This window comes from Mucilaginibacter sp. P4_C11 (assembly GCF_056402115.1).
Genome location: NZ_JBFUIA010000009.1, coordinates 45,159 through 71,407, shown reverse-complemented (window position 1 = coordinate 71,407; position 26,249 = coordinate 45,159). Strand labels below are relative to the sequence as shown.

Sequence of the window (26,249 nt, the reverse complement as noted above, 5' to 3'; positions counted from 1 at the left end):
TAAAAACTATAAGGATTGATAACGTTAAAATGCTGGTATAATTGCTATTATCAGTTTAATTTTTGATAGGTGCGCCACCAAAGGTCGGGCAATTCGCCGGATGTGGCCGTTTTATAGTCGGCATAACTACAGGGCACCAGGTGAAAGCGTTCGTTTTTTGAGCCCCCTGTTGGGTAGGGTACCTGCATCCACCAGCGGTCTGATTTTTTGCTTTTTACAAACACAACCTCCTGGTCTTCATGCTTCAGGCTGGTTTTGTATATAAGGTATTGCGATTTTGGGTTGAGCGGAAAATCGCGCTTGCGACCGTAAAAACCATCAATAAAATACCAGATCATCTGCGCCAGCAACATAGCCGTTTGGCCATTATTATCGTTGGCCGGGTTAAACTCGTAAAAGCCTATCGAACTTAGCTTATCATTAAAACCGGCGTACCGGCATAGCTGGCAGGCCTCCTGCCCGTTAAAACCATTGGGGGTAGCATTCGCGTTGCCCGCAGCATCGGCCGACCTGATAGCTCCCACATCAAAACTCACCATGCTGGCATTGCGAATGGCAGGCTCGGTTACGGCAATGTTGCCGCTCAACTCGCCAAGGCGGTGTACATCAAAGTAAAGCTTATCCATCACCCGCAAACTTTCCTGGCTGGCAAAATAAGTTTGGTATCCCAGGTTACTGAAATTAAACAGGTAATTAGGCTCGTGTAAAAATATCTTGTTGAGGTATGATTGCGAAGTTGTTTCCAATCCTGCCGGGGTTTCATCCTCGTCAAGGTCAAAACGGGCATCTACTACCACCAGGTCAACCTTCTGTTCCAGGTCTTCGTAGCCCAGGTATTGGGCGTAGGTTAAATCCTGACCGCCACCTAAAATAATGGGGATAATATCTTTTTTTACCAGCTCAGAAACCACGGTTTTAAGGGCAAAGTAGGTATCGGTAACCGACGCGCCTGCTGCGATATTGCCCAGGTCGGCAATTTTTAAGTTGTAACCACCCTCATTAAGCTGGTAAAGTTTCTCGCGGATATAGTCGGGGCCAAGGGCACAGCCCTGGTTATCGGTCGCATTCCGATCGTCCATAACGCCAATGATGGCCAGGTCGGTTTTCTCTTCCAGGTCGGGAAAATCGACAGAATAATGCACAATTTTATCGCCAAGCTGACTGGTATAGTAGCCCTTTTTAGGAGTGATCTTCTTCAGATCGATGGGTTTAAAAAAATCAGCTAAGGACATTGAATACTAATTTGAAAATGCGTCAATTTGAAGATTTGAAGATGAAACATCTTTGCAAAGATGCGAATTCACATCATTAAATCTGCAACTTCGCCTCAATATGAATTTTCAAATCATCAAATTTTCAAACCATCAAATTAAAATGATATTGTGCACTTTTACATTTTCAAATAAACACATTTTCAAATCTTCAAATTGAAATGATTCTAATTACTGGCGCAACAGGTTTTCTCGGGGCCGAACTGGCAAAACTGCTGGTTACAACAGGCTCAAACATTCGTTGCACCAAACGGGCTGCTTCAAGCATACCGGCTTTACTTGGTCCTTTTCAATCGCAAATTGAATGGGTTGAGGCCGACATGCTGGATATTTTTGCTTTGGAAAATGCCTTAGCTGGCGTAACCCAGGTTTATCATTGCGCGGCGTGGGTATCGTTAAAATCGACCGATAAAAAGCCGATGATTAATACTAATGTAACCGGCACGGCCAACCTGGTTAATTTATGTGCCGAAAAGGGCATCAGGATGGTTCACGTAAGCTCGATAGCCGCCATAGGCCTGGCCAAACCCGGCGACCTTACGACCGAAAACCATCACCTGGAACAATCAACAGAAAACGACGGTTACGCCATTTCAAAGCTGGAGAGCGAGATGGAAGTATGGCGCGGTATTGCCGAAGGGCTGGATGCTGTAATTGTGAATCCATCGCTTATCATCGGTGCAAGCGCGGGTAAAGTTGGCAGCGGTGCCTTATTTGAAACCATTCGTAAGGGCCTTAAATTTTATACAGCTGGCACTATTGGCTTTGTTGATGTGGAGGATGTGGCCAAATGTATGGTTGGCTTGATGAACAGTGATATCACCGCCGAGCGCTACATTATCAGCGCCGAAAATCGCACCTATCAATCTATAACTACCGAGGCAGCAAACGGATTTGGGATTAAGCCGCCTGCCATTTTAGCCAAACCCTGGCTAATGGAAATTGGCTGGCGCGGTGCGGCAGCAATTGCCGCGTTAACCGGTAGCGACCCGGCAATCGATAAAACATCGGCGCAGGCGGCATCGGTGATCCGGGAGTTTGATAACTCGAAAATTAAGAATGCTATCGGCATTGAATTTAAGCCGATAAGTGAAAGCATTAAAGAGATTTGTGCCGTGTTGCACTAATTGAAGATGGCTTTATGGATACGGCAAAACGGTATACATTTAATCCCCGGCGCTTAATTTTTGAGTCGGTTTTTACTTTTGCATTGGTCGGTTTTGCTATTTGGTTTACCGTAAAAGCAGTATCGTTGTTTCCCCCATCAGGGCCTCTATTATTGTTTTTGCTATTGTTTTTTAGTGGTTTGGTAGCAATACTATACCAACAAATAAAGACTTTGCTTGTACTGAAGCAGTATTACCAATTCGATAGGGATAAAACAATAACACTAAGCGCTGACAGACTAACACTCAACATGGGTCAAGATGATCTTGATATACACATTAACAGTGATGAAGTTGTGAAAGTCGAGATTTATGAAGGTCAACCCTGGGGCAGATTCCAGGGTTTTAGTTATATGATATTACACACAATAAATAAACAAAAGATAATCATTACCCAGTTTACCGTACCATTGCTTGTTCATGATAAGATATTTAAAAAGTTTTTGGGGAAGAAACCAAGAAAATATTTTAAAAAGAGATTCAATTTTATCGATCTGAATTAAAGCGCAATCAGAACAGACAACCCGCCGTATTGAAGCTAATTGGTATGTTTATTTACGCCAATATCATTACCTTGCCCATTCATTTTTCACATGCAACCCGACAAAAGAAACCACCTGATAGATTTGCTGAGGATACTGGCAGCTTCATGGGTGGTTTTTTTTCATCTTAACCAGCCTATAAAACCTATTGATAACTGGTACCGCGATTTTTGCAAATACGGGCACCTGGGGGTACCTATATTTTTTATCATAAGCGGTTACTGTATACTCATTGCGCTGCACCATGCCAAAAAACCAACCGAATTTATAGTAAGGCGTTTCTTCCGCATCTTCCCTCCCTATTGGTTTAGCCTGGTTATTACCGCGGTTATCGTATTATTACTTAAGCTGATAACTCATGTAAATTCTAGCGCTATAATCCCTAAAAACATTACGGGCCTGATAGCCACAATTACACTCAGCACATCGCCCATCACCGGAGTAAAAACCATTAACTGGGTGTACTGGACATTATCATGCGAGATGCTTTTTTACCTGGCCGTTTTTGCCTGCGCCTTTTTTAAAAAGCAGTATTTTGTAATTGCTTTAATTGTGGTGACGCTTTTGAGCATCGTTTTACCACAATTTGAATCGGGACCATTGTTTTTTTTAAACCTGTGGCCATTGTTTAGCCTTGGCGTGGCAATCTACCAGTTACTGCATCAGCCTGCCTATAAATGGTTTAATATAGCCTTATTGGCTTTTACAGCAGTTGATTTTTATGCAACCCATCAATCCTATATTTACATTGTACTTTGCTTAATTACGGGGGGGCTTATCGTTATCAACCACTTTAAACCGCTAAAAAGTAATTTACTTAGCCGCTATGGCGATGTTTCTTATTCACTTTACCTGATACACGTGCCTATCGGCATCTATTTGTTTGGGCACTTGAAAACTACCGCGATACAAACCAATGTGACTTTAAATATTATTTTTGATGTTGCGCTATTGATATTCCTGGTGTTTCTTTCCAGGCTAATGCACCGGTATATTGAATTGCCCGCTATCAGATATGCCAAGAGGTTTGGAAAGTGAATTTTGGTGAGTGGTTGATTGGGCTAGAATAAGTTGATCAGGTTATATTTTTTTGATACTATGTTTTTTTCCATAAGCCTTGATCAGCTTTAAAACCACCCGTACAACTACCCCAATAATTACAATGAAAATTGCCGCACTGACTGTAGTCCAAAGTGCCAGTGCTGTTGATGGAGATAATAATTCTATATAATCTAATTTAATAATGCCACAATATATGACTAATGAACTAATAAACCAATGAACTAATGAACCAAAAAAATTCGCACATTTGCACCCAAGATGGAGCAGTACTTTATTATTGATTTCGACAGCACGTTTACACAGGTTGAGGCCCTTGACGAACTGGCCCGCATATCCCTCAAAAATCATCCCGACCGTGAGGGCATTTACAAACAGATAGAAGATTTAACCAATGCCTCGATGGAAGGCAGGCTATCCTTTACCCAAAGTTTAGAAGCCAGGGTTAAATTATTATGTGCCAACCGCGATCATTTAAAGCAACTCATCAGCCATCTTAAGAAAAAGGTATCTACTTCATTCTCGCGTAACACCATCTTTTTTAAAAATCACCAGGACGAGGTTTTGATCGTATCCGGCGGTTTTAAAGAGTTTATTACGCCTGTAGTTACCGAGTATCATATTAAAAAAGAAAACATTTACGCCAATACTTTCGAGTTTGACGACGAAGGTAATATTATAGGATATGACCGCAGCAACCCCCTGTCGCAAGAGGGTGGCAAGGTTAAATTGCTTAAAGAGTTGCAGTTACCCGGCGACATTTACGGCATAGGCGATGGCTACTCCGATTTCCAGTTGAAGGAATCGGGCATGATCAAGAAGTTTTATGCTTTTACCGAAAACATTGAACGTAAATCTGTAACCGAAAAGGCCGACCACGTTACCCCAAGCTTTGATGAGTTCCTGTACCTGAATAAATTGCCACGCGCCATATCATATCCCAAAAACCGCATTAAATGCCTGGTAGTTGGCGCAATTGATGAAGAGGCACAGGCCCAAATGAAAAAAGAGGGTTACAACATCCGTAACCGGGATGAGATTGAAGATAAATATTTAGAAGAAGCCGGTGTTTTATTTTGTGATGAAGTTCACCAGCCAACGCCCGAGCAGGTACAAAATTCCGGCCGGTTAAAAGTGATAGGTATTTTTGGCAAATGCAGTAACAAACTTGCCGAAACAGCCACCGAAAATGGCATTATTATATTTGACGATCCGAGGCATAACCCACACAACAACGATTTTTTGCCAAAAAGGGTATTAGCTTTTATGAACGAGGGCAAAACGCATACCAGCTGTAATTTTCCCGATTTACAGCCGCCAAGGGTTAACAATGCACACCGTTTAATCCACATTCATAAAAATGTGCCTGGCATACTGGCCAAAATAAACGATGTATTTGCCCGCCACAATATCAATATTGTTGGCGAATTCTTGGTTACCAACCCACAAATAGGCTATGTAATTACCGACGTTAATACAGGCTACGATACCCAGGTACTAAACGAGTTAAAGGCGATTGAGCATACTATCAAGTTCAGACTGCTTTATTAGTGTTGCGGGGATCGGGTTGCGGGGTTCGGGTATTGACCTGCGCTCCGGATTTAAAGTTTCACACACCTCACCACCCGAACCCCAGAACCTCACTAAGCAATAAACGGCACAACCAATACAGGAATAGTTGAATGCCTGACAACGTTTTCGGCCACGCTGCCCATAAGGAAACGGTCAAGCCCCGTACGGCTATGCGTGCCTAATACAATCAGGTCGGCATTAAACTGTTTAGCGCAGCTAAGAATACCATCGGCGGTAATATTAAAATCGGTAAACGAGGTAACCTCAAGCTCGCCAGCATATTCTTTTTTAATACTTTCAATTACCGATAAAGATTGCTTTGATTGTATATCAATTAACTCAGCCTGATCGATGCCAATGGTTCCCATTGGCATCCCCCCTAAGCTATCGTTAGGGTCTGATGGAAAAACAGTCGGCTCGATAATATGTACCAGGCCCACCGCGGCATTATAAGTGTGTGCAATATCAAACCCATACGCTGCAGCATTATGCGCATAAGTGCTATCATCAATGCCTATTAATATTTTACTGATTTTCATGATGTTTAAGGTTGTCTGAATCAGAATTTACAGAATTTGAGAATGAACAGGACGAGAGCTTAGTATTGGCATTCTGAGAATCCCTTAATTCTGTAAATTCTGATTCAGACATAAGACAGCCCGCATCAAAAAATGTTTTAATTTTCGGTTTTGCATTGCCTTGTTTAACCTCATCTCATTTTTGTTACCTTTGATTATGCAATTCTCTCCAGAAATTGAAGGGCGCCTGGCGCAGTTACAGGAAAAATACGAGGCCATGGGCCAGGATATGAACTCCTATCTTGACGGATTGTTATACGCCGATTTTTTAACCTACTGGGATTACATACACCTGGATACATTATTGAGCCTGCAAAGCCCTAAAACGCCCTTTCCCGACGAAGAGATCTTTATCATCTATCACCAGATAACCGAATTATATTTTAAGCTGGCATTGCATGAGTGCCAACAGATAGCTGCGACCCAACCCTTAACTGTTGATTTTTTTACTGCACGTTTAAAGCGCATTAACAGGTATTTTGGCGCGCTAACCCAATCGTTTGAGATTATGGTTGATGGGATGGAAAAAGAGCAGTTCCTGAAGTTCAGGATGTCATTGCTTCCCGCCAGCGGTTTTCAATCGGGCCAGTACAGGATGATCGAGATATACGCTACCGATTTTATTAACCTGGTAGCCAAGGATAAACGCGAGGAATTACGTACCGCCACAATTGACGAGCAATTTGAATACCTGTACTGGAAGTTTGGCGCCACCGAACTATCAACCGGTAAAAAAACCCTGACGCTTAAACAGTTCGAAAAAAAGTACGCCAAAACATTCATTGAGCTGGGTAAGGCAAATGTTGGCTATAATTTTAACACGCTGGCTTTAAAATTTGAGGCCGAAGGCCAGCTTACACCCGAATTAAAAGCCGAATTACGTCAGCTGGATGTAAATGTAAACGTAAACTGGCCGTTATCGCACTACAAATCGGCCGTGCGCTACCTTAACCGCGAACCTGAAGAAATAAAAGCCACCGGCGGTACCAACTGGCAAAAATACCTGCCTCCGCGCTTTCAGAAACGTATTTTTTACCCATCCCTCTGGAGTGCCGATGAAGTGGAGCACTGGGGAAAGGCCTGGGTGGATAGCGTGTTAGGATAAAGACCATCACCCCTTAAAGGGAAGGCTTTATTATGATTTAACAATTTCTTCCTCCGCAACTTCGGGCGGTTGAATTTGGCTTAGTGAAAGCGGCACAAGCCTTTTGGTTTTCAAATAGGTTATCCCCACAATAAGCATCGTCATACTACCGCCAAAAAGCACAGAGGGCACGGTACCCAATAACCTTGCCGCCGTACCCGATTCAAAAGCGCCAATTTCGTTTGATGAACCTATAAACATCTGGTTTACCGCCGATACCCGGCCACGCATATGATCGGGCGTTAACAACTGCATAATTGTGCCACGGATAATTACGCTAACGCTGTCAAACGCGCCTTCGGTAAATATAAAAAACAACGATAAGTAGAAGCTTTTAGACAAACCAAAGCATATAATTGAAAGCCCAAAACCGGTTACCGCTATCAGCAAATTACGCCATGGCTTACCCATGGGCGAAAACCGGGTCATTACCAACATGGTTAACACAGCGCCTAATGATGATGTTGCCCGCATAATACCCAATCCTTCGGCCCCTACTTTCAAAATTTCGTTGGCAAAAACCGGCAGCAAAGCCACAGCACCACCAAAAAATACCGAGAATAGATCAAGACTCATGGCGCCGATCATCATTTTATTCCCGAATACAAATTCAATTCCTGCTGAAAGGCTTTTCCAGATATTTTCCTTCGGTACAAATACAGGCGGATACTTTCGCAACAGCGCAACCAACACCAACGATACAACCAGGAAAAATATAATACAGCCAAATGTTGCGGTGATGCCACTTATACCAAAAAACTTATCCGAATAACCGTAAATCAATCCTCCCGCAGCCGGGCCAATGATTGACGCCACCTGCCAGCTCGAGCTGCTCCAGGTACTGCCATTAGGGTATACTTCCTTAGGGATGCTATGCGCGTAAATAGTAAAAGTAGCCGGGCCGTAAAATGCGCGGGCTATGCCGTTACAAAATATCATCACATAAATTATCGGAATAATCCATCCTACATGAATAATGCCGCTCATACTTTTAAGCGTAACCGTAAACATTACCAATGATGTAAGTATAACGCCGCTAAATATCAGCAAGAGCATTTTGCGCTTCTCCGATTTATCGGCAATATAGCCCCCGTACAGGGCAATGCTTATAGCCGGAATAGCCTCGCACAAGCCAATTAAACCCAATGCAAAAGCACTATGGGTAATCTGGTACATGTAAAAGCCAATAACCACGGCCTGCATTGAATATGCAAAGGTGAAACAAAAGCGCATGCCGATGTATGACCTGAAGTCTTTATATCGCAATGCTGCAAAGGAATCTATTTTCTGGGGTGTACTATCGCCTTCTTCAGTCACAGGGTTGTTTTAGATGAAGCGCAAATTTACAACACGATTTTCAGGATTTAACAGAATTTTCAGGATTTTTTTGATGCGCAAATAGTAGATGTGCACACTATTTACCTAAAAACTGCATGATTGCCCGCAGACCATACCAGAAAACATCACCTTATTTTCAAAATTTATGTATGGGCATTACCCTCGTTCCTCGGGTCAGGCTATGCGCTTATACTACACAGGCCTTAGCCACATTTGGCCGGTATCCGCTCCTATCCTTAATGCAAAAAACCGCCTGTGATGACACAGGCGGCGGAAAAAATTAATTCGCTAACAATTCATCATCTGCACATCTGAAATTTGAAATCTGCACATCTATCAAAACCCGTGCTGATCGATCAGGTAAATCAGTGCTGCCATACCGGCATCGCCTAATTCAAGTTCGCGTTTGTTTACGTTTTCAAAAACATCGTTGGGTGTGTGGTGAATATCAAAATACCGCTGTGAATCGGGCCTGAAGCCGATTAACACTACACCAGGTACCGTTTTCTTCATTGGTTCAATGTCTGCACCGGCACCGCCGATAGTTAATTGATCAACTTCATATGGTTCAAGTAACGCTTTCCAGTTGCTGTTTACTTTGGTTATAAAATCTTTAGATACATCCGAAAAGCTGAAACCGCGCGGTGTAAATCCGCCTTCGTCTGTTTCAATGGCGGCAATGTGTTCTTCCTTATTTTGGGCAGCAAGTTCGGCGTATTTAATACCTCCCTTATCACCATTTTCTTCGTTCATGAAAAATACGGCACGAATCGAATTTTTAGGGCGATAGCCTACCACCTTAAGCACACGCAGCACTTCGGCCGATTGCATTACACCGGTACCATCGTCATGTGCACCTTCGGCCAAATCCCATGAATCAAGGTGACCACCTACGGTGATGAACTTATTAGGATGCTCTGTACCAGTTAGTTCGCCAACCACATTATACGACAACACATCGGGCAATAACTGGCAGCTTTGTTTAAAATAGAATTTGGCTGCCGGGAATTTACGCATTTTAAGCATGGCGCTCAGCTTGTTAGCCGCTTTGGTGGAGATTGCCGCGGCCGGGATATTTTTGCCATCCTTATCAACCAACGTTGCACCGGTGTGGGGGTAATCATCCAGCGACTCGGTTAATGAGCGGACTATAACGCCTACAGCGCCATATTTGGCAGCGGCCGCAGGCCCCATAAAGCGCTGATCGCCAGCCGTTCCGTAAGCACGGCCGGTTTCAATAAACCGGGGGTCGAACGGGCGGTTGAAGAATACTATTTTGCCTTTAATAGCCGCCTCGCCAAGGGCTTCCAGTTCTTTAAGGCTCTGTACTTCAATAACATTGGCAGTTATTCCTTCTTTCGGGGTAGCAACTGTCATGCCCAGGGCGGCAATAGGCACCGGGATACGGTTTTTACCATCAATAATAAAGGCTATTTCTTTGGCTCCGCGCACCCAGTGGGGCACCATAACTTCCTGTAAATAAACCTTATCGAAGCCGTAGCTTTCCATGAGTTTCTTGCTCCACTCCACCGCTTTTTGGGCGTTGGCCGAGCCACTGATACGCTGGCCTATATTTTTGCACAGGTAGCGCAGGCTTTCATAACTTTTGCCGTTTACAAGGGCTTCGTCGTAAATTTTGCGGATCATGAGGGAGTCCTGCTGGGCGTGGACAAAGGTGGCCGACAGCATGGCGGCGCATAATAGGGTAAATGTTTTTTTCATCAAAAATTGTTAATAGGATGGTAAATAATGCGCAATAAACTTCAAATTTTGAGCAAAAAGTTTCAACTTTTCACAAGTTTATTTTAAAGTAAAGTCAGTCGGAAACAAATTTAATATTTTGCGGCAATAATGAAAGCCTCAGGAAATTTTATCCCAGCTTAAACCGGCATTTTTTGTTTCGAAGGCATGGTGCAGCACCTGGTTTTCAGGCAGGGCCAGTTGGGGGTCTTTGGCGAAGATCTGCTCTACTCTTTTGCGGGCCTTAAACAACAGCTCTTGGTCGGTAGCCAGGTTGGCTACTTTCAGGTCGAGCACGCCGCTTTGCTGGGTACCGTCCAGGTTGCCGGGGCCGCGCAGTTGCAGGTCGATCTCCGAAATCTCGAAACCGTTATTGGTTTTCACCATGGTATCCAGGCGAATTTTTCCATCGTGGCTCAGCTTGTGGCTGCTCATTAAAATACAATACGATTGCTCGGCCCCGCGTCCTACCCTGCCGCGCAGCTGGTGCAGTTGCGACAGACCAAAACGCTCGGCATTTTCAATGATCATTACCGAGGCATTGGGCACGTTAACACCAACCTCTATCACCGTGGTGGCCACCATAATTTGTGTTTGCCCCTTAATGAAGCGCTGCATCTCAAATTCCTTATCGGCGGGTTTTAATTTGCCATGAACAATGCTGATCCTATAGTCGGGCAATGGAAACTCGCGCGAGATAATTTCGATGCCTTCTTCCAGGTTTTTAAGGTCGAGCTTTTCGCTTTCCTTAATCAGCGGGTACACAATATAAATTTGCCGGCCCAGGGCAATTTCCTTTTTCATAAAACCAAACACCCGCAGGCGCTGGTTGTCAAAAAAGTGCAGTGTTTGGATAGGCTTACGGCCGGCGGGCAACTCATCAATTACCGATACATCAAGGTCGCCGTACAGCGTCATGGCCAGGGTGCGGGGGATGGGGGTTGCCGTCATCACCAGGATGTGGGGTGGCACAACGTTCTTTCGCCAAAGCCTGGCCCGCTGCTCTACCCCGAAACGGTGCTGCTCATCAATCACCACAAAGCCCAGGTTTTTAAATTGTACTTTATCATCTATCAGGGCGTGGGTGCCAATGAGTATCTTCATTTCGCCGCTTTCGAGTTTCTGGTGCAGCACCCTGCGGTCTTTTTGTTTAGTTGATCCTGTGAGCAAGGCCACTTCAATAAACCCATCGCCAACCAAATTGCTGATGGTTTGGTAATGCTGGCTGGCCAATATTTCGGTAGGTGCCATAATGCAGGTCTGGAAGCCGTTATCAACAGCAATCAGCATGGCCATCAGGGCAACAACGGTTTTACCGCTGCCTACATCGCCCTGCAGCAGGCGGTTCATTTGTACGCCGCGCTGTGTATCCTGCCTTATCTCCTTTAACACCCGCTTTTGCGGCGTGGTTAGCTGGAAAGGTAGTTTATAGTGGTAAAAATCATTAAAGTAATGACCAACTGTACTAAACACGTTCCCCTTAAACTTTTGAGTATGCAGCATTTTATTGCGCAGGAGCTTAAGCTGCAGCAAAAACAATTCCTCGAACTTAAGCCGGTGCAAAGCCTCGTTCAGCAAATTGGCATCGGCCGGAAAATGGATATTGCGGTAAGCATCGGCCCTGCCCAGCAGTTTAAAGTGCTGGATAATGTACAGTGGCAAATTCTCTTTAATATCCTTGGCGTGCAGGCCCAGTAAGGCAGCCGTTAGCTTTTGGATGCCTTTGCTATCCAACTGAAACTGCTTAAGCTTTTCGGTAGAGTTGTATACAGGCTGCAAGGTGGCGTTACCCTGCCGCTGCATATTGGCAGGCGAATAAATTTCCATTTCGGGATGCGCCATTTGGGCTTGCCCGTTAAAGGAGCCCGCCTTGCCAAATACAATATATACGGTGCCCGGCACAATGGTTTTATCAATCCAGTTGATGCCTTTAAACCAAACCAGCTCAAGCGTACCAGTATCATCACGGGTTTGTACAACCAGGCGCTTAGTGTGCTTTTCGCCAACAATTTGCTTGCTGATAACACGGGCCAAAACCTGCACGTAAGGCAAGTCGGGGTTAATATCTTTTACCTTGTAAAATTTGGTCCGGTCGATATACCGGAAGGGGAAATGGCGTAGCAGGTCTTCAAAAGTGGCAATAGCCAATTCTTTTTTCAACACCTCGGCCCGGGTTTGGCCCGCGCCTTTTAAATATGTAAGTGGTGTTTGAAAAGGATCCATAGGCCTCACCTAAATCCTCTCCAAAGGAGAGGACTTTTGATTTGCGTGTTTGTTAAACCATGTGTTATAATCGTTATCCTTAGTATCTCTCCATCACAAAGGATTATGTCATTGCGAGGAACGAAGCAATCTCCTGCTTTTCAGGGCGGATGTGCATAGTTCGCGATTGCTTCGTTCCTCGCAGTGACATATAGTCGCTCCTCCCTCTCCTTTGGAGAGGGCCTGGGTGAGGCTCTTATTTTACCGCAATAACCGATATCTCTACATTAACGCCTTTTGGCAATGCAGATACCTGTACCGTTTCGCGGGCAGGGAAGTTTGATGTAAAATAGGTACCGTATACTTCGTTCACCTGGCCAAAATTACCCAGATCTGTTAAAAATATGCTGGTTTTTACCACGTTGGCAAAGCCGATGGCTGCTTCGGTTAAAATGGCCTTAATGTTTTCCATTACTAAAACGGCTTCATCTTTAATACCGCTGGTAACCAGTTCGCCGGTGGCGGGGTTAAGGGGTATCTGGCCAGATACAAATACAAAATTACCGGCAACAGTAGCCTGGCTGTACGGCCCGATAGGTGCAGGCGCGTTATTGGTGTTTATTATTTCCATCATTTTTTAAGTATGAACACTTGTATCAGCTTGTAGATGATGCCCGCTAAAAACATAATTATGGCAATTGCATTGATAATATGCATGGCCCGCAGGTTAAAACTGGTAGGCCTGTTGGGATCTTTTTTTCTAAAGAAATACATAATACAAACTTAGTAAAAAAAAGAGCCTCACCCAACCCTCTCCAAAGGAGAGGGCTTTTGATTTGCATGTTTTAAAAACCGCCCCGCTCCCGTGAGCCTTCAACCCGTGGGTACCATGTTTGCAGCTTTCAGCTGCCCCCACGCTAAGCGGATACGGATACGTAAGCTGGAAGCTTACACCAGGTTGCTCACGAGTTACGCTTTGCTAACCTCGCGAGAGCGCACACACACCTCCACCTCCCGTTCAATACAATTAAAAAAAGTCTCCCAAAAATGAGTATCCCGTTCCTCTTTTAATGTCTTTACCATACTAATTACCTGCCCGGGGCACTAAAAATAAACCAATAATTAAACAACTGAAACCCAATACAAATTAAAATTATGAACATTAAAACCAACACTTTATGAATGTTTTTTACCAAACAAAACACCGGATACTACGGCTGTTTGCTGTACTTCTGTTAATTGCCTGCGCGGTAACAGCATCGGCCCAAAACAAGGCCGTTACCGGTAAAATTATCGACGCCAGCACCGGCGAGGCGGTTATAGGGGCCACTGTGCTGGCCGTAGGTACATCAAACGGGGTGGCGGCCGATCTGAACGGTACTTTTAAAATTACCGTTGCAGCAAATGCTTCGCTGCAGTTCAAAAGCATTGGCTATACATCGGTTACGGTAGCGGCCGATTTTGATAAGCCGATGATCATCAAACTGGAGCCATCGAACAAAGGCCTGGAAGAGGTAGTTGTGGTAGGCTATGGCCAACAAAAACGGGCTACTGTTTCAGGAGCGGTTGCCACCGTATCCTCGAAGGTTTTCCAGGACAGGGGGCCTATCAATAACCCGCTCGAATCATTGCAGGGCCAGGTTCCCGGTGTAGTGGTTACCCGCACATCGGCCCAGCCCGGCCGCGAAAACTGGAACTTCCAGATCCGTGGAGCCACATCTACCAACACACAGGATCCGCTTATTGTGCTGGATGGTGTAGCGCTGGTTAACAATGCCGAGCTAAACTCCATCAACCCGAATGATATTGACAATATATCATTCCTGAAAGATGCAGCTGCATCCATTTACGGCGCACGCGCGGCGTTTGGCGTAGTGCTTATCACCACCAAGAAAGCCAAATCGGGTAAAATGGATGTACAGTACCTTTCTACGATATCCCAAAAAAGGCTTGGCCTTCAGCCTATTTTGATCAATAACCGGCAGTGGGGCCAAAGTTTAAAAGAAGCCTTAACCAACGATAACTATGGCGTAGCCCCAACCAGCTATCTTTGGTACCAACTGGCCGACCTGGCCACCCATCCGCCTGATTCTCTTTATATTGATATCACCAAATTGCCAGGCTATGCCGGTTCGGCCAATGGGGTTTTATATAATGGCACGCCGCTGCCTTCATTTGGCGATGTTAAGGACTTTACCTTTTTTGATACCAACATGCAAAAAATGTTGTGGGGAAACGCCACATCAACCCAACAGGATCTCAGTTTTTCGGGCTCGGGCGACCGCGGCGGCTACCGCGTGTCTTTAGGTTACCTTAACGACGGCAGCCAGTTAAAATGGGGACTTAATGGAAACCAGCGTTATAACCTCCGTTTAAACCATAGCTACAAATTTAGCGACAGGGTAAACCTGGAAACCAATATATCCCTTGAAAGAAATAATATACAACAACCTACGCTATACAGCTACGGTGGTTACAGCGCACTGAGCAACTACGGCCAGCCAGGCCTGCCCGCGTTTACTTCAAAAGGGCAGCCTTATGCCTGGGGAACGGTTTACAGCGCCCCTGCATTGCTTAAATATGGTGGCGATAATAAGGAATCGAACAGCAGGGCTTTGCTTAATTCAACCTTTACCTACAATTTTGCCCAACACCTTACATTTACAGCAGTAACCGGCTACCATGTATGGTACCAGGATAGCAGGATACAGCAAAAGCAGGTGCAGTTTTACAACTATGCCGGTAACCTGTTAATACAAACTAACCCGATAAACGGCGGCAACGGCGGCAGCAATACGTTTTACAACCGCAGCAATATTACCGAGCCTTATTATAACCTGGCCGGCAGGGTATCGTACGATAACGTATTTAACAAGGTTCATGCCGTTGGGGTAATGCTCGGAAGTTCATATGAGCGCGACGAGTACAATTATTTTACCACCCGCACCTATAACCTGGGCAGCGATGATATCCCATCGTTAGGAACCGGTGTTACCAGCGGCACCGCCGGTTTTGTAACCAATGGCGAAACTCAGAACCATTATGCACTGGGATCATATTTCGGCCGGGCAACTTATACTTACAACAGCAAATATAACCTGGAGGTGCAGGGCCGTTATGATGGCTCGTCAAAATTTATTGCTGATAAACGGTGGAAAATATTTGGTTCGGTGTTGGGTTCATGGCTTATATCCGAAGAACCATTTGTTAAAAACCTTAACATCTTCTCAACCCTTAAACTGCGGGCAAGTTACGGAACCACCGGCAGCCAAAGCGGCATCGGCTTGTACGATTACCTGCAGTCGCTTAACGTAAATACCGGCGGCGCGTTATTGGGCAATAACCTGGCAACATCTGTAACTACTACCGGCAGCCTGGTTTCGCTTAACCGGACCTGGGAAACCGTAGTTAAAAAGAACCTGGCATTAGATTTCGGCATTTTAAACGACCACCTTTCGGGCTCATTTGACATCTACCGGAACCAAAACAATAACATGCTGCTTAACCAACTGTATCCGGGGGTACTTGGCGCCAGCGCACCAACACAAAACATCGGCACGTTACATACCTGGGGGTATGAAGGCAGCCTTACCTGGCGGTCAAACATTGGTAAATTAACCTACTCCATTAGCGGTACAATTACCGATAACCAAAACAAGCTGGTTCATTTTGGCGGGGCAAATGTTATTGGGCCGGGTTATAACGCCACCGTTGAGGGGTATCCCCTTGGATCGTATTTCGGTTTAAAATATGGAGGCAAGCTTCAAACCCAGGCCGAAGTTGATGCCTATAACGCACAATACGCACCTAACGGAAGCACCAACAATATAGGCCTTCCTATACCATCGGCACTTGCCAACCCTGCCGGCCAGATGAGCGGCCTGCGCCCGGGCGATAATAAGTTTGTGGATGTTAATGGCGATGGTAAACTGAGTATAGGAGGCACTACCGCCGATAAAGGCGATCTTGTTTACCTGGGATCGGATAACCCAAGATACAGTTACGGCCTTAACCTTGGTTTACAGTGGAACGGTTTCGATTTTTACTCCATTTTCCAGGGAGTTGGCAAACGGGCCGTGTTGCGTACCGGGTCGTCAGCAAACTTCAGCGTGCCTTTCCTATCTATTTTCCAGGGTCAAACAACATCGTACCTGGGCAATGTTTGGTCGCCCGAAAATCCGGATGCTTATTATCCAAACCTGCATTCGGCACAAAACAATGGTATCAACAACTATAATTACCAGCCATCAACCTGGCGTGTGCAAAACGGCGCTTATGTACGGCTTAAAAACGTAGTGCTTGGTTACACCATACCTAAAAGCCTGCTGGCACATACACATGCCATAAAAGGCCTGCGGGTTTACTTTTCAGGCAGCGACCTATGGGAAAAAACCTATATACATGACGGCTGGGACCCTGAAGTTACCAGGACAGTGGCCGGCAACGAAAGATACCCATTTTACCGCTACCTCACTCTTGGCGTAAACGTGACTTTTTAATTTAAAAAACGATATCAAATGAAGACGAAATATATCAAGTTCATGTTGGTTATAGGGGTTGCCTTTGGCTTTACTATAATGTCATGTAATAAAACGCTCAACTTAAAGCCGCTTGACCAACTATCAGATGCGGCCTACTTTAAAACACCAACAGATTATAAAACTTTTGCCAACCAGTATTACGGTTATCTTAAAAACTTTACCACCATTAACGGCTTGTCTGACAACCCACATTCCGACGGACGATCGGACCTGTTTGGTGGTGGCGGCGTTTATGGCTCGGGTACCAACATTGTACCGGTTACCGAAGCAAGTTTTGGCAATGCCGGAAACTGGACGGTTGATTACGGCAGGATAAGGGCTGCCAATTACCTACTGGATAAGGCGGTATCTTACCCAAGGCCGGCAGAAATAGCTCAATATGTGGCCGAAGCCAAATTCTTCCGCGCCTATACCTATTTTGATCTTTTACAGCAATATGGTGGTGTGCCCCTGATTACCAAGCCGCTTGACCTTACGTCGCCGGAGTTGTTTGGTGCCAGGGCCACCCGCGACCAGGTAGCCGATTTGATTATAGCCGACCTGCAGGCGGCCATACCAGCCCTGCCGGTTTCACTATCGGCCAACTCGGCAGACTTTGGCCGTGTAACCCAGATGGCAGCACAGGCATTTTTAAGTCGTGTTGCACTTTATGAAGGTACGTGGCAAAAATTCAGGTCGGGCGATGCAGCGCGGTATAATGCCTTGCTTGATAAATCAATAGCGGCAAGCGCCGCCGTAATGGCCAGTAACCAGTATGCATTGTTCGGCACGGCGGCTTCAAATGCGCTTGGCGGTAACAGCACCGTACTGGGCGACTCCTGCCTGAAATATTTATTCATACTTGAAAACATCAAATCAAACCCGGCGGGCATAACCAAAACTGCTAACCATGAATACATCCTTTCTACCCGGTACGATGATGTGCTGAAGCCGGCTAACGTATTTGTGAGCCGCAGCACTATGGCAACCGGTGTAGCGCAAAAATTTGTAAATATGTTTTTATGTAACGATGGGCTACCGGTTGAAAAATCGCCACAATTTGGCGGTTTCCAAACCTATTTATCAGAATTCCAGAACCGCGATAACCGTTTAAAATACACCATTAAAATTACTTATCAGTATTACTGGTACAGCATAAACGGTCGTGTTAACTGGACCGGCGATGCGGCCGACAGGGCTAACTCGCTGGGGCCGGCGAAACCTTACGGTTACGGCAACCAAAAATGGATATCGGAAAGGCAATTGGTTGATGGTAAGGAGTCGGAAGATTACCCGGTAATCCGCTACGCGGAAGTATTGCTTAACTATGCCGAAGCGGTATATGAGCGAAACGGAATAATTTCGGATGCTGACCTTAACAAATCTGTAAACCTTGTTCGCCTGCGCTGCAACGCTACCAATGGCATGCCGGGGCTTACCAATGCGTTGGTGAATACCAATAACCTGGATATGCGTACCGAGATAAGAAGAGAGCGTACGATAGAAGTTTACGACGAAGATTTCAGGTTTGATGATATTAAGCGCTGGCACAGCGGCACAACAGACCTCGTAACTAACGTAGGCGGCACCGCTTACGGTAATGCTACCGCTTTTGTAAGCCCATGGCCGGTTTTGTATAAATACACCGGCACGCAGGCAGAATTAGGCCCAGACCCTGTAAAACCTGTACCTACAAACGCCAAAGATGCCAATGGCAACCTGATCCTGGATCAAACCGCCCGATTATTTGGCGAAAAAAATTATTTATACCCCCTTCCATCCCAACAAATCACGTTAAACCCCCAACTAACCCAAAATCCGGGTTGGTAATCCGGTTTGGTTGTGAAGAAAGGCTGTCTCGAAAGGGACGGCCTTTTTTGTTTTTTATATGTGCCGAACCTACGGTTCTCTGCTTTTCATTGCGGGGGTTCCACGGGTTGAAACCCGTGGCTACAATATGTTGCGGGGCTACGCCCCTGGAGGAATGTAAGCTTAAAACATCCGGCGGGTGCGAAGTAGGGGATTAAGACAAAAAACAAAGTAGATCTTTTATTTCATCATAAAATGTTTTGATCCCGTATCAGAGTCCGCATAGCGGACGGATCATCTATTAGCTACGGGTTTTAACCCGTGGACAAGACAGCCACGGCTATTCAAAGTTCCGCAGGAACGGCCCATTTATCCTGACGTGTGCCTAATCTTTCGCTGTTTCTTAATATCCAGATTACAGTCATTTGGGTACCGGCGGTTAAACGTCGGGCGCTATTTTACCTATATTTTCGCGGTTACCAATTGTTGCTCCCACACTCGCGATTACCACCAGCACAACTGCGGCATATTCCTGTACCGAGAGATATTCTTTCAGAAATATTAACCCGCAAATGGCACCTACAGCGGGCTCCATGCTCATGAGGATGCTGAAGGTTTTGGTGGGAATGTATTTGAGGCCGTACATCTCTAACGAAAACGGGACAGCGCTGCAAAATAATGCCAACCCTACAGCCGGGATAATCATGCTGCCGTCAAAGTTTACCATCCCACCACTTGCGAAGGCAAAAGGCAATGTCACGATTAATGCAAACAGCATACCTATGGTAACAGCCTGCCCACCGTTTAACACCGCCGATACCCTGCGGCCCAAAACAATATATCCGGCCCAAAAAGCGCCGGCCAGCAGGGCCATGCCCGCGCCAAATAAATCAATATTGGTGTTGTTCCAGGGTGTCATCAATGCTATCCCGGCAGCTGCCAGCAATACCCATAAAAATTCGATGAGCCGTTTTGAGCTGAATACTACCAGCAGCAGCGGCCCCATAAACTCAAGCGTAACCGCTATCCCCAGCGGGATGCGTGATAATGCCAGGTAATAAATTAAATTCATGGCCCCAAGGCATAATCCGTATGGGATAACCGCCTGCCATTGTACTTTTGTCAGGGTTTTTAATCCGGGCCTGTTTACGGCAAGCAACATTAGGGCCGATAAGCCAATCCGCAAGGTGGCGGTAACTGAAGCACCGAGAGCAGGAAACAATCCCTTAGCAATAGCTGCCCCTACCTGAACGCTTAGTATCGAACCTAATACAGCTAATAATGGGCGTATGGGTATTTTGTTTTTTTGCATTGGTGGAGGCTACGCTGTAAAAAGGTAAATCGTTAGTGTGAAACAACAGTAATCATGCTCAGACAGATACAGGCTGACTCAACGATTTTCGTTTCAAATTAAAATAGAGTACTGTTAAAATTACGATATAAATTAAGAGATCATGCCAGGAATAGCTTAGGCGGTAAGCAATTCCGGTGCTGATACCTTTAAATAACACAAGAGACGATAAAAACATTATTAATAACGGGACAACCTGCAAAAATATCCTCATGCAAAAAATGCAGATTAAAGCACTCATAGACTTCCGAAATTTTTTAATCCAAAACAGTTGAGGCAACAATAACTTACTAATTATCGCTACAGCCCCTACATACCACAATGGCCCCGTGTAACGATTGAGAAAAACATACTGCTGATAATCAGTCTGTGAATAATACGCCCTAAATATCTCTGCAAGTAATGATATCAAAAAAATGGTGGAACCCAAAAGCAAGCAGGTATTAACAGCCTGTATCAATACCTGTTTATCTACCTTATACAACCGGATCTTAAAAAGATGAACAATTATAAGCAAGGGAACTATTACAAAAGTTCCGCCAAAGAGAGCAGCGGTAACTAAATTTATGATATTACTAATTTCCATATACCCTGGCAATTAACGCATCGGCTTCGGAAACACCGGCAAACTCTCATGCCCATCCGCATCTACCGATTGCACCGCAAAAAAGTAATTATCCTTTGAGTAGGCTAACGTAGCTGTTGTATCGGTTACGTAAAACTTGCGTTCCCAAAAGGCGCTGGTGGTTTCGCGCATCAGTACGTAGTAGCCTGCCGGTTTTTTTCCGGTGGCGGGCGCTTCCCAGGTAAGCTTGGTTTTGTTGGTGAGGTCGCTGGTTACAATGCCTACGTTTTGTGGCCGGGCCGGGGCGAATGCCAAGTTGGCTAATACCGAGAGGTTCATACGGGCTACTTTTTGTACATAGTTAAAATCTACAAAGTCTGGCAGGTCGCCGTAATCAACGCCGTTTTCCGTGCGGATGTTCTGGTGCTGGCGGTTAAAATCTTCATTCATTTCGGTGAAGCGTACGGCGGTAAAACCCTGCTCTAAAAACGGGAGGTGATCGCCGCCGCGCAGGTAGCGGTCGCGGCGGTAAATGAGTTTTACATCCAGTTGGTCAACATAACGTTCGCCGGTTTCCTTGGCATAGCGTGCCAGCTCGCGCGATGGGCTGTCGTTTTCGCCTCCTAATGATTTTAGCGCCGCCACCTGCTTATCGGTAGCATTGGTGGGGATGCCATCGCTAAAAACCCGCACGCTGCGGTTATCTTTCAGGTCGGTTTCCATGCCATGGGTATTGCCTACAATATCATTGTTCAGCATCGCATCTACATTCCAATTTTCGGCTTTGGCGCGTTTAGCCACATTGGTCGAGCCATAAAGCCCCTGCTCCTCGCCCACCACGGTCATAAAAATTATAGTTGCCGGGAACGAACGTTTGGCCATCACCCTGGCCAATTCCATCGAAAGCGCCGTACCCGATGCATCATCATTGGCGCCCGGCTCTGCCCCGTTGGCATCCATTACATCATTAATGCGTGAATCATAATGGCCCGATACCAGGTACACCCGGGTATCAGTGGGGTCGGTACCTTTGAGTATGGCCAATACGTTTTTCAGTTTTACCGGCTTATCAATCCGTGTACCTTTTGGCTGGGTGAATGTATCGAAGGCAACCGTCATCCTCCCGCCCGATACCGAGGCGTATTTTTCCATTTCGCCCTTGATCCAGTTTCTTGCCGCACCGCTGCCTGTGGTTTTGCTTGTAGTGTCGCTTAAAGTATGCCTGCTTTTAAAGGTAACCAGTTTGCGGATGGTCGCTTCAATGTTTTTGGACGATACCTCATCAACCATTTGCTTAATCTGCACATCCTGTTTGATGATGGTTTGGGCAGCGGTGATGGTGGTGATGAAGAGGAGGAGGATGGTGATGTATTTCATGGGTGAATGCATTTTTTATTTTTTTCTGTAGAGACACATCACATGTGTCTCCCGCGTTCAGGTACAACGTTTATATCGGGATTGCAAATTGGATTTGCATGCGGGAGACGCATGTGATGCGTCTTTACATTCGATTACAAATAAAATTTCTCGAATCCATTTTTATCCGAAAGCCAATTTCGCGGATTTTGATAAATATACTGCCTAATATTATTGTATTCTTTTTCGTTTCTTATAACTCTGTCGTGATAACGGGACTGCCATCCAAATTCAATATTATTCAGAATTGAATATTGAGTTAACGATCCCTTATAACCTCGCAAAACAGATGCTAAATTATTTCTTTGTGGGCCAAATTTGTTGGGCTCCCAATTGTTTTTGTCAGGCTTATTAAAGAACAATATACCATGGACATGGTCGGGCATAATCACAAAATCATTCAATTGCACATACGGATGAAGTTCCGGAATTCTTAACCAGTTTGTATAGGTTGCCTTACCAATATCTGTGTATTCAACAAATGTATTATCCGGATCTTCGGGTATAATAACATCGCCAAAATATGGGAGACGCGGTTTGGTACAAATGGTTATAAAATACAATCCATGAGAGCCATAATCCCATCTTGAAAGGCGGGATGAAGCTGTACGGTATTTATTTTGAAATTTATCTTCCATTTGTTGCATAGTTTGATTGTCCTGCGGGAGACGCATGTGATGCGTCTCTACGGAAAATGCATATTAGCAGACGCAATTATGCGTCTCTACAAAAAACTATTCCTCTTCCTCCTCGCTTACCCCGTTCAAAACCACCTCGGCCTGTTTAAAATTTGTTTTTACAAAATGGCACCAATCGCACTCTTTTTTGCCGCAGCCGGTGCTGAATTCGTGGGCCATAATTTTGGCGTAGGTATCGGTGATCTGTTCGGTTACCAGCTCAATATCTGCCGGGCTGATCACGTATTTTTCCCGGTAGTATTCGCCTTCGCTTACGGGTTCTACAAAATCAAAAATGGTGTCAATAACCTCCCAGTCGTTGGTGCGGTCATGATCTACCAATATTTTGTAAAACACGCCCTGGCGCCAGTAGTCGCCACCCATGGGGGCGTCAAATGTGGGGCGCAGCAGTTTGTCTTTGGCATTCCTTACCTTGCCCGTTTTATAATCAACTACGGTAACGTTTTTACCGTCGAACTCCATTTTATCCAGGTTACCTTTAATGGGTACGCCGTTTATCTCGATATTTTTGATCGATTTTTCGGTTACGGCTATTTTGTTCCAGCCGCCTACGTTTTGCTCATAATATGGTGGCAATATCTTCTCGCCGTAGGCCAGGCGCAGCTTGTATTCATCTTTGGTAAACGAATCGCGGTTACGGGCCATGTACCATTTGAATTCGTTCATGAACTGCTCTGTTGACAGGAACTCGTCCTGGTTTTCCTTCAAAAGCCGATACGTTTTGTTAAGCGCCCAGTGTACCGCCTGCCCAAACGTAGCCGACGGACTTTTGCCGGATGGCACCCTGATCAAACACTGAAAATAAAACCGCAGCGGGCAATCCAAATAGTTGTTTAAATGCGTTACCGATAGCGTGTAACTTTGCAGCAGCTGGTTAATGTAGTTTTTATCCAGCAGCTCCACCTTTGGTTTTTCCACCTCGCTAAACTGGGTGGCAATAAAATCGACCATGGTATCGGCCGGTACTTTGGGGTATTGCAGTTGTGTATCGGTACTGGCCAAAATTTCGCCAATAAACTGGCTTGCTTCCTGGTCTTTCCCTTTTTTATCCTTGCCCGCGTATGATATCATGAGGCATTGCTTGGCACGGGTAACCGCCACATAAAATAAACGGCGGGCCTCCTCTTTTTGGGCAATATCGTCAGATACGGCGCGGGTAAGGGTATCCGGCAAGCTAAAGCCGCTGTTGCGGCCCTTGCTGTCCCAGGTACGTTTGTCGCAGCCAATAAAAAAAACGTGCTCAAACTCCAGCCCTTTGGAGCCGTGGGCGGTTAAAAAGTTAACGCCGTTATCGCTGAAGATCACTTTGTTCAAATCAAGCCGGATACCGTTCTTTTTCATCAGTTCGATGGTGGCAATCAGGTCGGATAGTTTGATATCGGGATTCTTACGGCTCTCATCCTTTAAAAAATCGAAGAAACTGGTGAGCATTTGCATATAGCCACCTTTATCGGGCTGCTGCATAATATATTTCAGGATACCCATTTTGGCAATCACATCCTGGAAAAACGCCTGTAGCGTTGAATTTACGGCCGATTTTAGCAAATCATCAATATTGTTCATGAGGTACCTCATCTCCATGTACTTATCAGGCGCAAACAAATCTGCCTGGGCAGGTGGCCGCAGCTCGCTGATGTACCTACGGATGGATGTTTTAACCTTATCGCGGCTATTGGCAGCAAAGTTTTCCTGCGATACCGCTATGCTGGCCTTGGCAATTTCTATGGGTGCAATGTTAAAAAAATCGTAATGCAGTATCTCAAACAGCAGCTCATCACCGCTATAAGGCGAATCCAATTCCTGCATCAGGTAGCGCATAATGTTGATGATCTTTTCGCCAAACGGTTGAGTAAGTATATCTATTTTACGCCTGGTGTTTACGGCTATTTTCTTTACCTCCAGGTATTGGATCATTTCTTCCACCTGGCTGTGGTTGCGGTAAATAACGGCTATCTCGCCGGGCTCGGTGCCGTTATCAATCAATTGTTTTATTTGTGCCGATACGTCTACCAGTTCCTGGTCGGGGTTCTCGTACTCACGAATCACCGGCTCAACGGCCATCTCCGTGAAGCGCGCGTGCGAAGCCTGTAAATCCTTATCCAGCTTTAGCTGTTTGGTTAAGCGCTCCTGGTTATTATCAATCAGCGCCTTAGATATATCCAGGATGTGCTGGTTCGACCGGTAGTTGTGCTTCAGCACCACCGTTTTAAGGGTGCTCACATAATCGCTGGCAAAATCAAGGATATTGCTCATGTTGGCCCCCTGGAACTTGAATATCGACTGGTCGTCATCGCCCACCACAAATACGTTGGGCACATCCCAATAGTTTAGCAAAAAGCGCAGCAACTCATTTTGCGACCCACTGGTATCCTGGAACTCATCTACCAAAATATACTGGTAACGCTCCTGGTATTTGCGCAGTATCTCCTCGTTATCGCGGAAAGCACGCAGTACCCAAATGATCATGTCGTCATAATCATAACGGCCTTTGGCTTTCATTTTAACATCGTAGTTCTGGTATTCGCGTACAGCGGCAACCAGTTTTTTCATCAGTTCGTGCGCGGCATCAATATCCTTTTGTTTGGGGTCGCCTACCTTAATGCCGGTTTTGGAGTTGGCGCGTTTGTACACAAACTCTTCGCGATTGGGGATATCGTCCAGGTACTCCTGCACGGCCGCCTCGATCATCGTCGCATCCCAGTTCTCGCGCTTCATAGTACTAAACAGGTCTTTCAGGCGCTTGGTATCGTAATACACATCGCCGGTAAAACGTTTCAGCAGGTGGTCATTATCAAACTCATCTACCAATTCGCGAAACAGCATGGCCGATTCCAGATCAGATAGTGATTCCAGGTTCAGCTTGCCAAAATACTCCAGGTTTTCCTGGATAATCTCGTTACAAAAGGCATGGAAAGTATATATGTTGATGCGGTAAGCATCCGGGCCGATAAACTCAAACAAGCGCTTACGCATGGCCACGGCCCCGGCATCGGTATAGGTAAGGCACAGGATCTCGCTGGGCAGGGCATCGGTATCGGTTAATATTTTGCCAATACGTGCCGCCAGGATCTGCGTTTTACCTGTACCCGGCCCCGCTACTACCAGCACAGGGCCATCCATTTTATTTACGGCAGCCAATTGCTCGGGGTTTAGCCCGGCTAAAGCCGATTGGAATTTATCGTTGTATTTGTTGAAGTTGGATTGCATAATTGTTGAGTAAAGATAGGAAAGCAGGGGCGGGATGGCAACTTGCGGGTAGGAATGTTGTTTTAAATAAA

At 45.5% G+C, this 26,249-nt stretch carries 18 protein-coding genes; 7 read left to right on the top strand and 11 right to left on the bottom strand.

What is annotated here, in order from left to right:
* Nucleotides 1-50: 50 nt before the first annotated feature.
* On the bottom strand, nt 51-1,232 hold the full coding sequence (locus tag AC1DU2_RS10330) for a formimidoylglutamase (RefSeq protein ID WP_477384143.1): 1,182 nt from the start codon (nt 1,230-1,232) through the stop codon (nt 51-53).
* 200 nt (nt 1,233-1,432) lie between these two features.
* Here AC1DU2_RS10330 and AC1DU2_RS10325 point away from each other — a divergent pair, with 200 nt between their 5' ends.
* From AC1DU2_RS10325 to AC1DU2_RS10310, 4 genes are all read left to right on the top strand, one after another.
* Nucleotides 1,433-2,398 (top strand): NAD-dependent epimerase/dehydratase family protein, encoded by a 966-nt coding sequence (locus tag AC1DU2_RS10325; protein ID WP_477384141.1) that lies wholly within the window; start codon nt 1,433-1,435, stop codon nt 2,396-2,398.
* Nucleotides 2,399-2,412: 14 nt separating this feature from the next.
* Nucleotides 2,413-2,940: a PH domain-containing protein gene (locus AC1DU2_RS10320; protein ID WP_477384139.1), complete on the top strand. Its 528-nt coding sequence runs from the start codon at nt 2,413-2,415 to the stop codon at nt 2,938-2,940.
* A 90-nt stretch (nt 2,941-3,030) separates the two neighbouring features.
* The gene (locus AC1DU2_RS10315; protein ID WP_477384137.1) at nt 3,031-4,017 is read left to right on the top strand and encodes an acyltransferase family protein; all 987 of its coding nucleotides are present in this window, start codon (nt 3,031-3,033) and stop codon (nt 4,015-4,017) included.
* Nucleotides 4,018-4,299: 282 nt separating this feature from the next.
* Entirely contained in the window at nt 4,300-5,589 is a 1,290-nt protein-coding gene (locus tag AC1DU2_RS10310; RefSeq protein ID WP_477384135.1) for an HAD-IB family phosphatase, read from the top strand.
* 92 nt (nt 5,590-5,681) lie between these two features.
* On the opposite strand, the gene AC1DU2_RS10305 is transcribed toward AC1DU2_RS10310, so the two are convergent.
* Nucleotides 5,682-6,149: a universal stress protein gene (locus AC1DU2_RS10305; RefSeq protein ID WP_477384133.1), complete on the bottom strand. Its 468-nt coding sequence runs from the start codon at nt 6,147-6,149 to the stop codon at nt 5,682-5,684.
* A 196-nt stretch (nt 6,150-6,345) separates the two neighbouring features.
* Here AC1DU2_RS10305 and AC1DU2_RS10300 point away from each other — a divergent pair, with 196 nt between their 5' ends.
* Entirely contained in the window at nt 6,346-7,293 is a 948-nt protein-coding gene (locus tag AC1DU2_RS10300) for a tryptophan 2,3-dioxygenase family protein (RefSeq protein WP_477384131.1), read from the top strand.
* A 30-nt stretch (nt 7,294-7,323) separates the two neighbouring features.
* On the opposite strand, the gene AC1DU2_RS10295 is transcribed toward AC1DU2_RS10300, so the two are convergent.
* The 5 genes from AC1DU2_RS10295 to AC1DU2_RS10275 form a co-directional block, all read right to left on the bottom strand.
* Nucleotides 7,324-8,649, bottom strand: coding sequence for an MFS transporter (locus AC1DU2_RS10295; RefSeq protein WP_477353656.1), 1,326 nt, complete (start codon nt 8,647-8,649; stop codon nt 7,324-7,326).
* A gap of 357 nt (nt 8,650-9,006) precedes the next feature.
* Nucleotides 9,007-10,392, bottom strand: coding sequence for a M20/M25/M40 family metallo-hydrolase (locus tag AC1DU2_RS10290; RefSeq protein ID WP_477384129.1), 1,386 nt, complete (start codon nt 10,390-10,392; stop codon nt 9,007-9,009).
* 138 nt (nt 10,393-10,530) lie between these two features.
* Nucleotides 10,531-12,633 carry an ATP-dependent DNA helicase RecG gene (gene recG / locus AC1DU2_RS10285; protein ID WP_477384127.1) on the bottom strand — a complete coding sequence of 701 codons (2,103 nt, stop codon included), beginning with the start codon at nt 12,631-12,633 and terminating at the stop codon, nt 10,531-10,533.
* Between the two features lie 235 nt (nt 12,634-12,868).
* The gene (locus tag AC1DU2_RS10280; RefSeq protein WP_477384125.1) at nt 12,869-13,246 is read right to left on the bottom strand and encodes a RidA family protein; all 378 of its coding nucleotides are present in this window, start codon (nt 13,244-13,246) and stop codon (nt 12,869-12,871) included.
* Complete coding sequence (locus AC1DU2_RS10275; RefSeq protein WP_477353650.1) at nt 13,243-13,386, bottom strand: DUF6728 family protein; 144 nt, start codon at nt 13,384-13,386, stop codon at nt 13,243-13,245. The genes AC1DU2_RS10280 and AC1DU2_RS10275 overlap by 4 nt, the downstream gene beginning before the upstream one ends.
* A 404-nt stretch (nt 13,387-13,790) precedes the next feature.
* On the opposite strand from AC1DU2_RS10275, the gene AC1DU2_RS10270 reads away from it, so the two are divergent.
* Nucleotides 13,791-17,111, top strand: a complete 3,321-nt coding sequence (locus AC1DU2_RS10270) for a SusC/RagA family TonB-linked outer membrane protein (protein WP_477384123.1) — start codon at nt 13,791-13,793, stop codon at nt 17,109-17,111.
* An 18-nt stretch (nt 17,112-17,129) separates the two neighbouring features.
* Nucleotides 17,130-18,962, top strand: coding sequence for a RagB/SusD family nutrient uptake outer membrane protein (locus tag AC1DU2_RS10265; protein WP_477384121.1), 1,833 nt, complete (start codon nt 17,130-17,132; stop codon nt 18,960-18,962).
* A gap of 418 nt (nt 18,963-19,380) precedes the next feature.
* Here AC1DU2_RS10265 and AC1DU2_RS10260 read toward each other — a convergent pair whose 3' ends face one another.
* From AC1DU2_RS10260 to AC1DU2_RS10245, 4 genes are all read right to left on the bottom strand, one after another.
* On the bottom strand, nt 19,381-20,253 hold the full coding sequence (locus AC1DU2_RS10260; protein WP_477384119.1) for an EamA family transporter: 873 nt from the start codon (nt 20,251-20,253) through the stop codon (nt 19,381-19,383).
* 637 nt (nt 20,254-20,890) lie between these two features.
* Nucleotides 20,891-22,234, bottom strand: a complete 1,344-nt coding sequence (locus AC1DU2_RS10255; protein WP_477384117.1) for a M28 family peptidase — start codon at nt 22,232-22,234, stop codon at nt 20,891-20,893.
* 134 nt (nt 22,235-22,368) lie between these two features.
* The gene (locus AC1DU2_RS10250) at nt 22,369-22,911 is read right to left on the bottom strand and encodes a transposase (RefSeq protein ID WP_477384115.1); all 543 of its coding nucleotides are present in this window, start codon (nt 22,909-22,911) and stop codon (nt 22,369-22,371) included.
* 96 nt (nt 22,912-23,007) lie between these two features.
* Nucleotides 23,008-26,178 carry an ATP-dependent helicase gene (locus AC1DU2_RS10245; RefSeq protein ID WP_477384113.1) on the bottom strand — a complete coding sequence of 1,057 codons (3,171 nt, stop codon included), beginning with the start codon at nt 26,176-26,178 and terminating at the stop codon, nt 23,008-23,010.
* Nucleotides 26,179-26,249: the final 71 nt, after the last annotated feature.

Excerpts from the sequence above, each read along its gene's own strand:
- AC1DU2_RS10250 (WP_477384115.1), bottom strand. The coding sequence starts at position 22,911 with ATGGAAGATAAATTTCAAAATAAATACCGTACAGCTTCATCCCGCCTT.
- AC1DU2_RS10305 (WP_477384133.1), bottom strand. The coding sequence starts at position 6,149 with ATGAAAATCAGTAAAATATTAATAGGCATTGATGATAGCACTTATGCG.
- AC1DU2_RS10265 (WP_477384121.1), top strand. The coding sequence starts at position 17,130 with ATGAAGACGAAATATATCAAGTTCATGTTGGTTATAGGGGTTGCCTTT.
- AC1DU2_RS10245 (WP_477384113.1), bottom strand. The coding sequence starts at position 26,178 with ATGCAATCCAACTTCAACAAATACAACGATAAATTCCAATCGGCTTTA.
- AC1DU2_RS10325 (WP_477384141.1), top strand. The coding sequence starts at position 1,433 with ATGATTCTAATTACTGGCGCAACAGGTTTTCTCGGGGCCGAACTGGCA.
- AC1DU2_RS10255 (WP_477384117.1), bottom strand. The coding sequence starts at position 22,234 with ATGAAATACATCACCATCCTCCTCCTCTTCATCACCACCATCACCGCT.
- AC1DU2_RS10280 (WP_477384125.1), bottom strand. The coding sequence starts at position 13,246 with ATGATGGAAATAATAAACACCAATAACGCGCCTGCACCTATCGGGCCG.
- AC1DU2_RS10270 (WP_477384123.1), top strand. The coding sequence starts at position 13,791 with ATGAATGTTTTTTACCAAACAAAACACCGGATACTACGGCTGTTTGCT.
- AC1DU2_RS10330 (WP_477384143.1), bottom strand. The coding sequence starts at position 1,232 with ATGTCCTTAGCTGATTTTTTTAAACCCATCGATCTGAAGAAGATCACT.
- recG (WP_477384127.1), bottom strand. The coding sequence starts at position 12,633 with ATGGATCCTTTTCAAACACCACTTACATATTTAAAAGGCGCGGGCCAA.
- AC1DU2_RS10260 (WP_477384119.1), bottom strand. The coding sequence starts at position 20,253 with ATGCAAAAAAACAAAATACCCATACGCCCATTATTAGCTGTATTAGGT.
- AC1DU2_RS10310 (WP_477384135.1), top strand. The coding sequence starts at position 4,300 with ATGGAGCAGTACTTTATTATTGATTTCGACAGCACGTTTACACAGGTT.
- AC1DU2_RS10300 (WP_477384131.1), top strand. The coding sequence starts at position 6,346 with ATGCAATTCTCTCCAGAAATTGAAGGGCGCCTGGCGCAGTTACAGGAA.
- AC1DU2_RS10290 (WP_477384129.1), bottom strand. The coding sequence starts at position 10,392 with ATGAAAAAAACATTTACCCTATTATGCGCCGCCATGCTGTCGGCCACC.
- AC1DU2_RS10320 (WP_477384139.1), top strand. The coding sequence starts at position 2,413 with ATGGATACGGCAAAACGGTATACATTTAATCCCCGGCGCTTAATTTTT.
- AC1DU2_RS10315 (WP_477384137.1), top strand. The coding sequence starts at position 3,031 with ATGCAACCCGACAAAAGAAACCACCTGATAGATTTGCTGAGGATACTG.
- AC1DU2_RS10275 (WP_477353650.1), bottom strand. The coding sequence starts at position 13,386 with ATGTATTTCTTTAGAAAAAAAGATCCCAACAGGCCTACCAGTTTTAAC.